The 13,399-nt window shown below is 73.5% G+C and carries 16 protein-coding genes; 10 read left to right on the forward strand and 6 right to left on the reverse strand.

Features of this window, described 5'->3' with window-relative positions; translation table 11 throughout:
* The first annotated feature begins 199 nt into the window (after positions 1–199).
* The 8 genes from AB0C59_RS27065 (at position 200) to amaP (ending at position 5,875) form a co-directional block, all read left to right on the forward strand.
* Positions 200–1,798 carry an ABC-F family ATP-binding cassette domain-containing protein gene (locus tag AB0C59_RS27065; RefSeq protein ID WP_363009004.1) on the forward strand — a complete coding sequence of 533 codons (1,599 nt, stop codon included), beginning with the start codon at positions 200–202 and terminating at the stop codon, positions 1,796–1,798.
* A 335-nt stretch (positions 1,799–2,133) separates the two neighbouring features.
* Positions 2,134–2,355 carry a helix-turn-helix domain-containing protein gene (locus AB0C59_RS27070; RefSeq protein ID WP_043439149.1) on the forward strand — a complete coding sequence of 74 codons (222 nt, stop codon included), beginning with the start codon at positions 2,134–2,136 and terminating at the stop codon, positions 2,353–2,355.
* A gap of 132 nt (positions 2,356–2,487) precedes the next feature.
* Positions 2,488–3,279: an enoyl-CoA hydratase/isomerase family protein gene (locus AB0C59_RS27075; protein ID WP_363009006.1), complete on the forward strand. Its 792-nt coding sequence runs from the start codon at positions 2,488–2,490 to the stop codon at positions 3,277–3,279.
* Positions 3,280–3,495: 216 nt separating this feature from the next.
* Positions 3,496–3,975: an Asp23/Gls24 family envelope stress response protein gene (locus AB0C59_RS27080; protein ID WP_363009008.1), complete on the forward strand. Its 480-nt coding sequence runs from the start codon at positions 3,496–3,498 to the stop codon at positions 3,973–3,975.
* Between the two features lie 72 nt (positions 3,976–4,047).
* Positions 4,048–4,233 (forward strand): hypothetical protein, encoded by a 186-nt coding sequence (locus AB0C59_RS27085; RefSeq protein WP_363009010.1) that lies wholly within the window; start codon positions 4,048–4,050, stop codon positions 4,231–4,233.
* 3 nt (positions 4,234–4,236) lie between these two features.
* Positions 4,237–4,617: a hypothetical protein gene (locus AB0C59_RS27090; protein WP_363009012.1), complete on the forward strand. Its 381-nt coding sequence runs from the start codon at positions 4,237–4,239 to the stop codon at positions 4,615–4,617.
* On the forward strand, positions 4,614–5,291 hold the full coding sequence (locus AB0C59_RS27095; RefSeq protein ID WP_363009014.1) for a DUF6286 domain-containing protein: 678 nt from the start codon (positions 4,614–4,616) through the stop codon (positions 5,289–5,291). The genes AB0C59_RS27090 and AB0C59_RS27095 overlap by 4 nt, the downstream gene beginning before the upstream one ends.
* Positions 5,288–5,875, forward strand: a complete 588-nt coding sequence (gene amaP / locus AB0C59_RS27100; RefSeq protein ID WP_363009016.1) for an alkaline shock response membrane anchor protein AmaP — start codon at positions 5,288–5,290, stop codon at positions 5,873–5,875. The genes AB0C59_RS27095 and amaP overlap by 4 nt, the downstream gene beginning before the upstream one ends.
* Positions 5,876–5,902: 27 nt before the next feature.
* On the opposite strand, the gene AB0C59_RS27105 is transcribed toward amaP, so the two are convergent.
* The 6 genes from AB0C59_RS27105 to AB0C59_RS27130 all read right to left on the reverse strand — a co-directional run bounded on the left by AB0C59_RS27105 (position 5,903) and on the right by AB0C59_RS27130 (position 11,566).
* Positions 5,903–6,658: an SDR family oxidoreductase gene (locus AB0C59_RS27105; protein WP_363009018.1), complete on the reverse strand. Its 756-nt coding sequence runs from the start codon at positions 6,656–6,658 to the stop codon at positions 5,903–5,905.
* Between the two features lie 4 nt (positions 6,659–6,662).
* Positions 6,663–8,447: a glycoside hydrolase family 15 protein gene (locus AB0C59_RS27110; RefSeq protein ID WP_363009020.1), complete on the reverse strand. Its 1,785-nt coding sequence runs from the start codon at positions 8,445–8,447 to the stop codon at positions 6,663–6,665.
* A 70-nt stretch (positions 8,448–8,517) separates the two neighbouring features.
* The gene (locus tag AB0C59_RS27115; protein ID WP_363009022.1) at positions 8,518–9,354 is read right to left on the reverse strand and encodes an SURF1 family protein; all 837 of its coding nucleotides are present in this window, start codon (positions 9,352–9,354) and stop codon (positions 8,518–8,520) included.
* 77 nt (positions 9,355–9,431) lie between these two features.
* The gene (locus tag AB0C59_RS27120) at positions 9,432–9,665 is read right to left on the reverse strand and encodes a hypothetical protein (protein WP_363009024.1); all 234 of its coding nucleotides are present in this window, start codon (positions 9,663–9,665) and stop codon (positions 9,432–9,434) included.
* A 113-nt stretch (positions 9,666–9,778) separates the two neighbouring features.
* Positions 9,779–10,795 (reverse strand): DEDDh family exonuclease, encoded by a 1,017-nt coding sequence (locus AB0C59_RS27125; protein WP_363009026.1) that lies wholly within the window; start codon positions 10,793–10,795, stop codon positions 9,779–9,781.
* A 132-nt stretch (positions 10,796–10,927) separates the two neighbouring features.
* Positions 10,928–11,566 (reverse strand): TetR family transcriptional regulator, encoded by a 639-nt coding sequence (locus AB0C59_RS27130; protein WP_363009028.1) that lies wholly within the window; start codon positions 11,564–11,566, stop codon positions 10,928–10,930.
* Between the two features lie 141 nt (positions 11,567–11,707).
* Between AB0C59_RS27130 and AB0C59_RS27135 the strand changes: the two genes are divergently transcribed.
* Both AB0C59_RS27135 and AB0C59_RS27140 read left to right on the forward strand, forming a co-directional pair.
* Positions 11,708–12,508 carry an acetoacetate decarboxylase family protein gene (locus tag AB0C59_RS27135; protein WP_363009030.1) on the forward strand — a complete coding sequence of 267 codons (801 nt, stop codon included), beginning with the start codon at positions 11,708–11,710 and terminating at the stop codon, positions 12,506–12,508.
* Positions 12,505–13,389, forward strand: coding sequence for an SDR family NAD(P)-dependent oxidoreductase (locus tag AB0C59_RS27140; protein WP_363009032.1), 885 nt, complete (start codon positions 12,505–12,507; stop codon positions 13,387–13,389). The genes AB0C59_RS27135 and AB0C59_RS27140 overlap by 4 nt, the downstream gene beginning before the upstream one ends.
* The last annotated feature ends 10 nt before the right edge of the window (positions 13,390–13,399 follow it).

A 13,399-nucleotide genomic window follows, 5' to 3' on the forward strand; every position in this document is an offset into this window, starting at 1 on the left:
CCCGTCCGCGACGATGAACCGCCGACCAGTCTGGCACCGGCCCGCCCGAGAGCAACGAGCATCACAGTGCCGGACCTCCGCAGGCACGAAATCCGCTTGCACACCCCCGTTAGACTGGTCCCCATGGCCATCCTCCTCGTGCATTAGACGGCGGGAACGCCCCCAGCCGCCCATCCCGCCCCAGCCCTGGAGCCTGTCCGTGATCTCCGCTTCCGGTATCGAGCTGCGCGCCGGTGCCCGCATCCTCATCGAGAACGCCACCTTCCGCGTCGCCAAGGGCGACCGCATCGGCCTCGTCGGCCGCAACGGCGCCGGCAAGACCACCCTGACCAAGGTCCTCGCCGGGCAGGGCATGCCCGCCGCGGGCACCGTCACCCGCTCCGGAGAGGTCGGCTACCTCCCGCAGGACCCGCGCACCGGCGACCTGGACGTCCTGGCCCGCGACCGCGTCCTGTCCGCCCGCGGGCTCGACGTCCTGATCCGCAAGATGCGCGAGAACGAGCAGCGCATCGCCAACGGCAAGGGCGCCACCCAGGAGAAGGCCCTCAAGCAGTACGAGCGCCAGGAGACGGAGTTCCTCACCAAGGGCGGGTACGCCGCCGAGGCCGAGGCCGCCACCATCGCCGCCGCGCTCAACCTGCCCGACCGCGTGCTCGGCCAGCCCCTGCACACCCTCTCGGGCGGTCAGCGCCGCCGTATCGAGCTGGCCCGCATCCTCTTCTCCGACGCGGACACCCTGCTGCTCGACGAGCCGACGAACCACCTGGACGCCGACTCGATCATCTGGCTGCGCGACTACCTCAAGAGCTACCGCGGCGGCTTCGTCGTGATCTCCCACGACGTCGACCTGGTCGACACGGTGGTCAACAAGGTGTTCTACCTGGACGCCAACCGGTCCGCGATCGACATCTACAACATGGGCTGGAAGCTCTACCAGCAGCAGCGCGAGGCCGACGAGAAGCGCCGCAAGCGGGAGCGCGCCAACGCCGAGAAGAAGGCCGCCGCGCTCAACTCCCAGGCGGACAAGATGCGCGCCAAGGCCACCAAGACGGTCGCCGCGCAGAACATGGCCCGCCGCGCAGAGAAGCTGCTGTCCGGGCTGGACGCGGTGCGCCAGTCGGACAAGGTGGCCAAGCTCCGGTTCCCGCAGCCCGCGCCCTGTGGCAAGACCCCGCTGATGGCCGAGGGCCTGTCGAAGTCGTACGGCTCCCTGGAGATCTTCACCGACGTCGACCTGGCCATCGACAAGGGGTCCAGGGTCGTCATCCTCGGCCTCAACGGCGCGGGCAAGACCACCCTGCTGCGGCTGCTCGCGGGCGCCGAGCAGCCGGACACCGGTGCCGTCGTGCCCGGTCACGGCCTCAAGCTCGGCTACTACGCCCAGGAGCACGAGACCCTGGACCCGGAGCGCACGGTCCTGGAGAACATGCGCTCCGCGGCACCGGACATGGACCTGGTCGAGGTCCGCAAGGTGCTCGGCTCGTTCCTGTTCTCCGGCGACGACGCGGACAAGCCGGCCGGCGTTCTGTCCGGCGGTGAGAAGACCCGTCTGGCCCTCGCCACCCTGGTGGTGTCCTCCGCGAACGTGCTGCTGCTGGACGAGCCGACCAACAACCTCGACCCGGCCAGCCGCGAGGAGATCCTCGGCGCGCTGCGCACCTACACCGGTGCGGTCGTCCTGGTCACCCACGACGAGGGCGCGGTGCAGGCGCTCCAGCCGGAGCGGATCATCCTGCTGCCCGACGGCGTCGAGGACCTGTGGGGCGCGGACTACGCGGACCTGGTCACCCTCGCTTGACCGAACGGCTGATCCACGGAGTATGGATCATTCGGCCGATCCGTGATCCGTCATCTGTGTGAGATCCCCTCGTACCGAGGTGTGTCCTACACGGAAATCGCGGCCGAGCCCTTCCCTCGCAAGGGCTCGGCGGCAGCACCGCGCTGACCTGGAGCTTCCCGGAACAACCCGTTCGGACGCAGGGGTGCGAGAGGTCGGAATGCCGGATTCCGTTCGTGGATGCGTGCTCCCGTCGTCACATCCTTGTCGCACCGACCTTGCCGAATGGGTGGCCATCGCGCCCTGGAGGGGTGATCATGAGGAGACCAGAGCGCACTTCCCATGAGGAGGCACGGGTGGCCGAGACTCTGAAGAAGGGCAGCCGGGTGACCGGCGCCGCGCGCGACAAGCTCGCGGCAGACCTGAAGAAGAAGTACGACTCCGGTGCGAGCATCCGGGCGCTGGCCGAGGAGACCGGCCGCTCGTATGGCTTCGTTCACCGGATGCTCAGCGAGTCGGGCGTCACGCTGCGTGGGCGTGGCGGAGCGACGCGGGGCAAGAAGGCACCGTCGGCCTGACGCCGGTCGGCCATCGGCTTCGATGGTGGCCACCCGGTCGGTCGGGGGACCGGCCGGGTGGTTACTGTGCAGTCACTTGTGGATGCCGTGCTGCGGCATTCCCCTTCTGACCGCACCCATCGGAGGCGCCCCATGGCTTCGCTCGACCCGGTACTCGACAAGGACGGCGTACGGCTCACCGTCGACGAGGCGATCGCCACGGTGACGCTGACCAACCCGGCCAAGCTCAACGTCCAGAGTCCCGCGATGTGGCGGACGCTGGCGGAGGCCGGCAGCAAGCTGCCCGGTTCCGTACGCGTGGTCGTGCTGCGCGCGGAGGGCAAGTCCTTCTCGGCCGGGCTCGACCGGAAGATGTTCACCCCCGAGGGCATCGAGGGGGAGCCGAACTTCATCGATCTCGCGCGCAGCAGCGACGAGGAGCTGGACGCGACCATCGCCGCCTACCAGGAGGGCTTCACCTGGTGGCGGCGCAACGACCTCGTGTCCATCGCCGTCGTCCAGGGGCACGCGATCGGCGCCGGCTTCCAGCTCGCCCTCGCCTGTGACCTGCGCGTCGTCGCCGACGACGTGCAGTTCGCCATGCGCGAGACCAGCCTCGGGCTCGTTCCCGACCTCACCGGCACCCATCCGCTGGTGAGCCTCGTCGGCTACGCCCGCGCACTGGAGATCTGCGCGACGGGCCGTTTCGTCGCGGCCCAGGAGGCCGTGGACACGGGGCTCGCGAACATCTCCGTGCCGCGTGAGCAGCTCGACGACACCGCGCGGGACCTGGCGTCCGCGCTGCTCGCCGCCCCCCGGGACGCGGTCGTCGAGACGAAGGCGCTGCTGCGCGGGGCCCAGGGCCGCTCCTACGAGGACCAGCGCGCCGCCGAGCGCGCCGCGCAGGCCCGCCGCCTGCGCGACCTGGCCGGCACCGGCGACTGACCGCCCCTCGGGCCCACCGCGCCGCGGACCCCCCGGTGGGTCCGGCGGCGCGGCTCGGCCCTGTCCGCTCCCCGCCCCCTTCCTGCGCGCCGCGGGCCCACCGACGGGTGACCGATCCGGCCCGCCCGTTGCTCCAGCCTGCCCCGTCCCGGCGCGCCGTCGTGTCGGGGCCCTTACCGTGGGTGAGGACGGACGACCGGGAAGGACGTGCGGCGCATGAGCGAGACGACGGGGCGGAACCGGCCGGAGGCCCCCTTCGAGGGCACGGAGGCCGCGGGGACACGCGGACCCGTCCGGCGCGGCGGCGGCGAGCCGGCCACACGGGGCCGGACGACCATCGCCGACGGCGTGGTGGAGAAGATCGCCGGCCTCGCGGCCCGCGACGTGCCGGGCGTGCACGACCTGGGCGGCGGCCTCAGCCGCACCTTCGGCGCCGTGCGCGACCGGGTGCCGGGCGGCTCGCGGGTCGCCCGTGGGGTGAAGGCCGAGGTCGGCGAGGTGCAGACCGCGCTCGACCTGGAACTCGTGGTCGAGTACGGCGTGGCCATCGCGGAACTGGCCCGCGCGGTCCGCGAGAACGTCATCGCGGCGGTGGAACGCATGACCGGACTCGAGGTCGTGGAGGTCAACATCGCGGTCACGGACGTCAAGCTGCCGGACGAGGAGGACGGGGAGCCCGAGATCCGGGTCCAGTAGCCCGGGGACCGGGCCGGCGGCCGTGGGACGTGGGACACAGAAGCCAAGCCAAGCCGAGCCGAGGAGCGCAGCATGGGTATGGCCGTGATCGGCATGATCGCCGGAATGGCGCTGGGCTTCGCCGGGTACTTCGGCGGCTTCGGCGCGTTCCTGCTCGTGGCGGCCCTGGGAGCCGTCGGGTTCGTCGTCGGCCGGTTCCTGGAGGGCGACCTCGACCTCGGCGACCTCTTCCGCCCGCGCGACGACCGGCGGCGTTGACCCGTGCCCGGCCGGACCGCGCACCCTGAACCGGACGGCGCGACGCGCCGACCCCCGGGCGAACCGGCGGCCCGGGAGCGCGGCGCCACCCGGATCGCCGACCTGGTCATCGCGAAGATCGCCGCCCAGGCCGCGCGCGAGGCGCTCGCGCCCCTGGCACCGGACGCCCAGCCCCCGCACGCCACGGTCGTCGTCCACGGCACCGACGCGCGGGTCCGCGTCAGCGTCGAGCTCGGCTACCCCTGCGACATCGGCGGCCGGTGCGCCGCCGTACGCCGCCGCGTCACCGAACGGGTGGGCGCACTGGCGGGGGTGGACGTGCACCAGGTGGCCGTCCTGGTGGAGCGGCTGCATCCGGCACCGGAGCACGAGAGGACGCGATGAGCGAGCCCCAGGCCCACGGCGACATCCAGAAGCCCCCCGCCGTCGAGCGGCCCACAGACGCCCCTGGGGGCCGGTCGGGGGCCGAGGCGGCCCACGGGCCGGTGGACGACGCGCACGACGGCGCACACGGCCGCGAAGGACGCCTCTGGTCGGCACGGCGCGCCCCCGCGGGCGCCCTCGCCCTGCTCCTGCTGATCGCCGCGGGACTCCTCCTGTACGACGTCGTGGCCGTACGGGCCCACCGGACCGCCATGTCCTGGCGCACGGACCTGGCCCGGCAGCTCGCCGAACGGCCCCTCGACAGCACCTGGGTGCTCGCCGGCGCCGCCGCGGTCGCCGCCCTCGGCGGCTGGCTGCTGGTGCTGGCCGTGACCCCCGGACTGCGGGCCGTGCTCACCATGCGCGCGCGGCACGCCGACGTCCGGGCCGGACTCCACCGCGACGCCGCCGCCCTGGTGCTGCGGGACCGGGCCCTGCAGGTCTCCGGGGTGCGGTCCGCGCAGGTCCGGCTGCGTCGGCGCACCGCGCGGGTGCGGGCGGTGTCGCACTTCCGGGCACTCGACGAGGTGCGGGACGACCTGGACACGACGCTCACCGAGGCCGTCGACGGCCTCGGGCTCGCCCGCCGCCCCGGCCTGTCGGTGCGGGTGCGGCGGCCCGGACGGAAGGGGTGAGGGCGGTGCGACGGATCGTCAACCGGGTGCTGATCGGGCTCGTGGGCCTGATCCTGATCGCCCTCGGCGGCGCGGTGCTCGCCGTCGGTCTCGGCGTGCGGCCGCCCTCCTGGTGGATCCACCAGGGCCCGCACGACGTGCTGCTCGACCAGGCCGAACGCACCCGGTGGCGGGACCGGTCCTGGTGGTGGCCCGCCGTCATCGCCTCGCTCGCCGTGCTCGTGCTGCTCGCCCTTTGGTGGCTCGCGGCGGTGCTGCGCCGAGGCCGCCTGAAGGAGGTCGTCGTGGACACCGGCGACGGCGAGGCGGCCCTGCTGCGTGGACGGGCCCTGGAGGACGCGCTGGCCGAGGAGGCCGGGCGGACGGACGGCGTCGCCTGGGCACAGGCCTGGCTCACCGGCCGGCGCGGCGCGCCCCGGGCCCGGATCCGGCTGGGCGTGGCGCCCCACCTGGACCCCGCCGACGCGCTGCACCACCTCACGACCCGGGCTCTGGCCCACGCCCGCGCATCCGCCGCCCTCCACCGACTGCCCACCGAGGTACGCCTGCGGGCCGTCCGCCACCGCCCCGAGAGAGTGAGCTGACCCCGCCCCGCGCGGGCCGGCACGGGGTCAGAAGCCGTGCAGGGCGCCCCCGTCCACCGGGAGCATGAGGCCGGTCAGATACGACGCCGCGGGGGAGAGCAGGAACGCGGCCGCGCGGCCGAACTCCTGCGCCGTGCCGTACCGGCGCAGGGGGATACCGGCCTCGTTGGCCGCGCGAGCCGCCTCGGGATCGGGGGACAGGCCGTCCAGCTCGCGCACCCGGTCGGTGTCGATACGCGCCGGGAGCAGGCCCACCACCCGGATGCCGCGCGGCCCGAGCTCGTCCGCGATCGACTTGGCGAAGCCCGCGAGACCGGGGCGCAGCCCGTTGGAGACGGTCAGGCCCGGGATCGGCTCGTAGACGGAACCGGACAGCACGAACCCGATGACCCCGCCCTCGCCGAGTTCCTCGGCCGCCGCGCGGGCCAGCCGCACCGCGCCGAGGAACACCGAGGCGAACGCCGCCGTCCACTGCTCGTCCGTGGTGCTCGCGAGGGAGCCGGCCGGCGGGCCGCCGACGCTGATGAGGATGCCGTCGAACCCGCCGAAGCGCTCGCGTGCCGCGGCGATCAGCCGGGTCGCGGCCTCGGGCTCGGAGTTGTCGACGGCCATGCCCACGGCGTTCGCGCCCAGGCCCGCGGCCGCCTCGGCGGCGCGGTCGCCGTCCCGCCCGGTGATGACCACCTTCGCCCCGTCGGCCACCAGTTCCCGGGCGGTCGCGTGGCCCAGCCCCCGGGTCGCGCCGGTGACGACGTACACACGGTCCTTCAGTCCAAGATCCATGGCCTCATCCTGCCGAATCCTCCCCGTACAGGGCCAGGGCGGTGCCCACCAGCCCCAGATGGCTGAAGGCCTGCGGGAAGTTCCCCAGCTGGCGGCGCGCGTCCGGGTCGTACTCCTCGGACAGCAGGCCGACGTCGTTGGTGAGCCCCACCAGCCGCTCGAACAGCCGCTCGGCCTCGTCCCCGCGGCCGATCAGGCGCAGGGCCTGCGCGAGCCAGAACGAGCAGACCAGGAAGGTTCCCTCGCCGCCGGGCAGCGGGTCCACCTCGGAGCCCTCCGTGCTGTAGCGGCGTACGAAGCCGTCGTGCTCCAGTTCCGCGCGCACCGCGTCGATCGTGCCCACCACCCGCGGATCGTCCGGAGGCAGAAAGCCGACGCGGGGGATCAGCAGCAGCGAGGCGTCCAGGGCACGCGATCCGTAGTACTGCGTGAAGGTGTTGCGCTCCGGGTCGAAGCCGCGCTCGCACACCTCCCCGTGCACCTCGTCGCGCATCGCGCGCCACCCCTCGAGGTCGCCCGAGAGCTCGGGATACGCCTCCAGCGCGCGCACCGCGCGGTCGGCGGCCACCCACGCCATCACCTTGGAGTAGACGAAGTGGCGGGGCTCGCCCCGCACCTCCCACAGCCCGGCGTCGGGCTGCCGCCACGCTGTGCGCAGGAAGTCCAGCAGCGCGCACTGCACCTGCCACATGTGCGGTCGGAAGGGCAGGCCCGAGCGCTGTGCCAGGGTGAGCGAGTCGATGACCTCGCCGTACACGTCCAGCTGGAGCTGCTTGACCGCCTCGTTCCCGATCCGCACCGGCGCCGAGCCGGCGTAGCCGGGCAGCCAGGCCAGTTCGAACTCGGGCAGCCGCCGTTCCCCCGAGATGCCGTACATGATCTGCAGGTCGGCGGGATCGCCGGCGACCGCCCGCAGCAGCCAGTCGCGCCAGGCCTCGGCCTCCTCGTGGTAGCCCGCCGACAGCAGCGCCTGGAGCGTCAGGGTCGAGTCGCGCAGCCAGCTGTAGCGGTAGTCCCAGTTGCGCACACCGCCCAGGGACTCCGGCAGGGAGGTGGTGGGCGCGGCCACGATGCCGCCGGTGGGCGCGTACGTGAGGGCCTTGAGGGTGATCAGCGAGCGGACCACCGCGTCCCGGTGGGGGCCCTGGTAGCGGCACTGGGCCGTCCAGTCCTGCCAGTCCCGGACGCTGGCGTCCAGGGCGTCGAACGGGTCGATGAAGGGCGGGTGGGGGCGGTGCGAGGGATGCCAGGTCAGGACGAAGGCCACCTTCTCGCCCTCGGCGACGGTGAACTCGGAGTGCGTCGTGAAGTTCGCGCCCCAGGTGTGCACCTCGGGCACGCTGCGCAGCCACACCGAGTCCGGGCCCGCGACCGCCACGCGATGGCCGTCCGCACGGCGCATCCAGGGCACGATCGAGCCGTAGTCGAACCGCAGCCGCAGTTCACCGCGCACCGTGACGCTGCCCGCCAGTCCCTCGACGACGCGTACGAGGTCGGGGGCGCGGTCGCGCTGCGGCATGAAGTCGGTGACGCGCACCGAGCCGTCCCGGGTCTCCCAGTCCGTGTCCAGGACCAGGGTGCCGGGCCGGTACGCGCGGCGGGTGCACAGATGGGCGCCCTTCGGCGCGATCCGCCAGTGGCCGTGCCGCTCGTCGCCCAGCAGCCTGGCGAAGCAGGCGGACGAGTCGAAGCGGGGCAGGCACAGCCAGTCGACCGAGCCGTTGCGGCCGACCAGGGCGGCGGTCTGCTCGTCGCCGATGAGCGCGTAGTCCTCGATCCGCGGGTACACGGAGTCCCGGTTCCCGGTGGGCTCGCGCGGCAATCAGCGGCGGGGCCACAGGGGTGACGGCGCGAAGCGGTCAGACCGCGGCGGCTTCCGGCTCCCTGCTCGCGTCCTCGTCCTCGTCCCGGGCGCGCCGCGCCCGCTCCCGGGCCTCACGGCGCACCAGGATCAGCCAGCCGAGGGGCACGCCCGCCGCGAACACCCACCACTGGACGGCGTACGGCAGATTGATGTCGCCGAGCCCGATCCAGCTGGTGTCCTCCTTGGGGGAGGGGATCAGCTCGGGGCCGCCGTCCCCGGGGGCGGGCGCGGTCAGCTCGATGTAGCCGCCGAGCACGTCCTTGGCCGAGGCGTCGCCGGCGTCGCGCAGCAGGGCGCCGACCTGCCTGCTGTTGATCAGCATGATCTGGCGGGGCGGCAGCCCCTTGAGGTCCTTGATGCCGCTGGCGGCCGTCGTCTCGTCCGGCATCAGCCGGCCGGTGACCGTGACGGTGCCGCTCGCGGGCGCCGGGATCTTCGGGAAGGCGGTCTGCGAGGCGGGGGAGTCGATCCAGCCGCGGTTGACCAGGAGCGTGCGGCCGTCGTCCAGCACGAAGGGGGTCAGGACGTGGTACCCGACCTCGTTGTCCACGTTCGTGCGCCGGCGCACGACCAGTTCGTGCGCCGGGTCGAAGTGGCCCTTCGCGGTGACCCGCCGGTACAGGTTCTCGTGTTCGACCACCCCCCCGACGGAGGTGAGCGACTCCGCGGGCACGGGCCGCGCCGCCAGCGAGTCGTCGATCACCTTGTTCAGGGCCTGCCGGTGGTCGTGGCGGTGCAGCTGCCAGAAACCCAGTCCGATCATCGACGGGATGAGCAGGAGGGCCACGAAGGTGAGGATCACCCACTGGCGGGTCAACAGGAAGCGGTACACCCCACGACGGTACATCTCGGTCGTGGGGTGCCCTCAGGCGGGTACCGGCTCCGAGGCCGCCGCCGGGCGGTCACGGCTCACACCCTGTCGACGATGCCCACCTTCCCCTCGGCCCGCGCACAGTGGGCGCCGCAGAACCAGTGCCCCTCGACCTCGACGCCCTGGCCGATGATCTGGACCCGGCAGTGCTCGCAGATGGGCGCCATACGGTGGATGGCGCACGAGAAGCAGTCGAAGACGTGCACCGCGCCCTGCGCATGGATCTCGAAGGTCATCCCATAGTCGTTTCCGCATACTTCGCAATTCGCCATGCGCCACAGGGTGGGCCGTCACCGCCGCGCGGGCGAGCGGCTGCCGGGCGAGTCGCCCGGCAATCACCCGTACGTCGCCGCCCGCGCCCCGGCGGGCGGCTCCCCGGGGGGCCTCAGCGGTTCCGCGTCGCCGACCTCGGCGCCGGCAGGGCGCCCGCGGGTTCGACGTCCCGCAGCAGCTGCCCGAAGGCCGCCTCGTCGATCACCGGCGTCCCGAACTGCCGCGCCTTGAGGGTCTTCGAGGTGCCCGAGCCGGGGTCGTTGGTGACCAGCAGGCTGGTCACCCGGGACAGGCTCGTGGCGACGTGCAGCCCCGCCTCGACGGCCCGGTCCTCCAGCAGCTCGCGGTCCACCGAGGTGTCGCCGGAGAACGCCACCCGCATGCCCTGCTTGAGGCGTCCGCCCTCCTCGTAGCGGCCCGGGTTGGGGTAGGGGCAGGCCGGGCGCTTGCGTGCGGGACGCCAGCTGCCGGACCCGTAGCCGCCGCGCCCGCCCGGGGACTGCCGGCCGATCGTCGGCGCGGCCGACCACTCGGTCAGCGCACGGCACTCCAGCAGCGGCAGCCGTACGCCGGCGCGCGCCGCGGCGTGCAGGCTGGGCCGGAACGCCTCGGCCAGCACGCGCGCGTCGTCCAGCGCGTGGTGCGCCCGCCGCTGCACGACGCCGAAGTGCGCGGCCAGCGTCTCCAGTTTGTGGTTGGCCAGCGGGAGGTCCAGCTCCTTGGCGAGCGCGATGGTGCACAGCCGCCGGCGCACCGGCGCCTCGCGCTGGGCGCGCGCGTACTCACGGGCGATCATCGACCAGTCGAACACCGCGTTGTGCGCGACGAGGACGCGCCCGGCGAGCCGGGCCGAGAACTCCTCGGCGATCTCCGCGAACAGCGGCGCCCCTTCGAGGGCCTCGCTCGTCAGGCCGTGGATCCACACGGGTCCTGGATCGCGCTCCGGGTTGACCTGCGTGTACCAGTGGTCCTCGACCTCGCCGCGCGCGTCGAGCCGGTAGACGGCGGCCGAGATGATCCGGTCGTCGCGGGCCAGTCCGGTGGTCTCCACGTCGACGACCGCGTACCTCTCGGGATACGCGGCCGGCCAGGGGGCCGGGGGCGCTGCGGTGGCGGGATCTTCACACATGGTCATCGAGGATACGGGTCGCGGCTGACGGCCTGTCCCCGGCCCGTGCCCGCACCCCGGTTCGACGCGCGCCCGCGACCTGGCCCGCGCCCCCGGCGCACCACCCGTGCGCCCCGGGCGCGGACGACCCCGCTACGGCGTGGGCGAGTTCGGCGCGGGCGTAAGGAGCGAGAGCACCAGGGCCCGTACGGACAGGACGAACAGCCGCTCCCTGTCCGGCGGTCCCGCCAGGGCCCGGGCCAGTGCCGGATCGTCGCCCGCCGACGCGGTCCGCCACAGCTCCTCGTGGCCGGGGCGCTGCTCCGGGGCCCGCTCCTGGTTGCGCTCCACCAGGACATGGCCGACGACCTGGACCTGGACGGCCTGGACCAGGTCGGCGGCCCGCTCCCCGCGCAGGCCCGCGGCGTGCGCCTCGCGCACCAGCGCCTGCTGGGCTGGCAGGAACATCCGCTCCGTCAGCCCCCGCTCGTGGACCATCGCGACGAGATGCGGGCGGGCGAGCAGCCGTCGCCGCAGGGCGTCCGCGACCGAGACGATCCGCTGCGCGGGCGTGTCCCCCTGGGGGCGTATCTCGCCGAGGTCGGCGACGGTCCGCTCGACGAGCGCGTCGAGCAGGGCCTCGCGGTTGCCGACGTGCCAGTAGATGGAGGTGACGGCGGTGCCCAGCTCCGCGGCCAGCCGACGCATGGACAGCGCGTCGGGGCCGTCCCGCCTCACCAGGCTCCCGGCGGCGGCCAGGACCTCGTCCCGGGTCAGTGCCGCTCGCGCCATGGTTCCCCCAGGGTTCGTCCGTGCAGACCTGTTTACCCCGGGCGAGGACTGCTGTAACTGTGTTACAGGTGACGGTACGTCAGATGACTCCGTCGCGACGGCCCATCGGTCGCGTCGGACACGACGGCGAAGGGGTACGACATGGCACGAGTGCGGTACGGCGCGCGGACCGAGGCGGAGATCGACGCCACACGCGCCGCTCGGACGAGGCTCCCCGACATCTGGTCCACGGGCGTGACGGCCGTCTGGGAGAGCGACCCGGACGCGGTCGCGGCGGTGCTGCCGCCCCCGCTCAAACCCACCGCCCGCCCCCTGGTGCGGGCCACCATCAGCACGGTGAGCCTGCCGGGGTACCCGCTCGGCGCGGGCTCGTTCGCCGTCGCCGCGGCGCACGGCGGCGTCGAGGGCTGGTATCCGCTCGTCATGCCGATGACCCAGGAGCGGGCCCTGATCGGCGGCCGCGAGGTGTTCGGGGAGCCGAAGAAGCTCGGCGAGGTGACGGTGGAGCGCGACGGCCTCGTGGTCCGCGCCGCGATGGCCCGGCACGGCATCGCGTTCGTGGAGGTGCGCGGCGCGGTGAGCGGGGACCTGCCCGTGCCCGAGCCCGGCAGGAAGACCGACTTCTACTTCAAGTTCCTGCCCGCCGTGGACGGTTCGGGCTTCGACGGCGACCCCGTCCTCGTGCACTGCGTGCGCGAGGAGCGCGTCCGCAGGCTGGAGCGGATCACCGGGGACGTGATCCTGCGCGAGTCGGTGTACGACCCCGTCACCGACCTGCCCGTCCGCCGCCTGCTCGACATCACCCTGGGCGAGAAGACCAGCGACCAGCGCGGCACGGTGGCGGAACGGGTGGACGCCGAGGCCCTGCTGCCCTACGTCCACCAGCGGTACGACGACCCGTCCCAGGCGCTCGACGGCCCGCCCGAGGCGGGTGCGCGATGAGGCTGGGCGCGGGACAGGTCGCCGTGGTCACCGGGGCGGCGAGCGGCATCGGGTTCGCGATGGCGGCACGGTTCGCCGCCGAGGGCCTGAAGGTCGTCCTCGCGGACGTGGAGGAGGGCGCCCTGGGCGAGGCGGCGGCCCGGCTGCGCGAGGGCGGGGCCGCCGTGCACGCGCGCGTGGTCGACGTGGCGGACAGGGCCGACGTCCTGGCCCTCGCCGACGAGGTGTACGACCGCTTCGGCGCCGTCCACGTGCTGTGCAACAACGCCGGTGTCGGCTCGGGCGCCGAGGGCCGGATGTGGGAGCACGACCCGAACGACTGGGCGTGGGCCTTCTCGGTCAACGTCTGGGGCGTCTTCCACGGTGTCCAGGCCTTCCTGCCGCGCATGATCGCCGCGTCGGAGCCGGGCCATGTCGTCAACACCTCCTCGGGCGACGGGGGGATCGCGCCGCTGCCCACCGCCTCCGTCTACGCCGTCACCAAGGCGGCCGTGGTGACGATGACCGAGTCCCTGTACGCGCATCTGAGGGCGGAGCACGCGCGCGTGGGCGCCTCCGTGCTCTTCCCGGGCCCGCACATGCTGCGCACGGGGCTGTGGGAGTCGCACCGCAACCGCCCCGCCCGGTACGCGAAGCAGAAGCCCCGCAGGACCCCCTACCGCAGCATCGACCAGTGGGAGGCCGCGATGAAGGCCGCCGGCAAGGAGGTGGCCTTCACCCCGGTCGAAGAGGTCGCCGACCTCGTCGTGGAGGGCATCCGCGCCGACCGCTTCTGGCTGCTGCCCCGCAGCGAGCGCAGCGACACCCAGATCAGGGCGCGGGCCCGGTCGATGCTCGACCGCGCGAACCCGTCCTACCTCGAGAACTTCATCCTGGACTGACCGGCCCGAG

Source organism: Streptomyces sp. NPDC048664, assembly GCF_040650555.1.
In the GTDB taxonomy this organism is placed as follows: domain Bacteria; phylum Actinomycetota; class Actinomycetes; order Streptomycetales; family Streptomycetaceae; genus Streptomyces.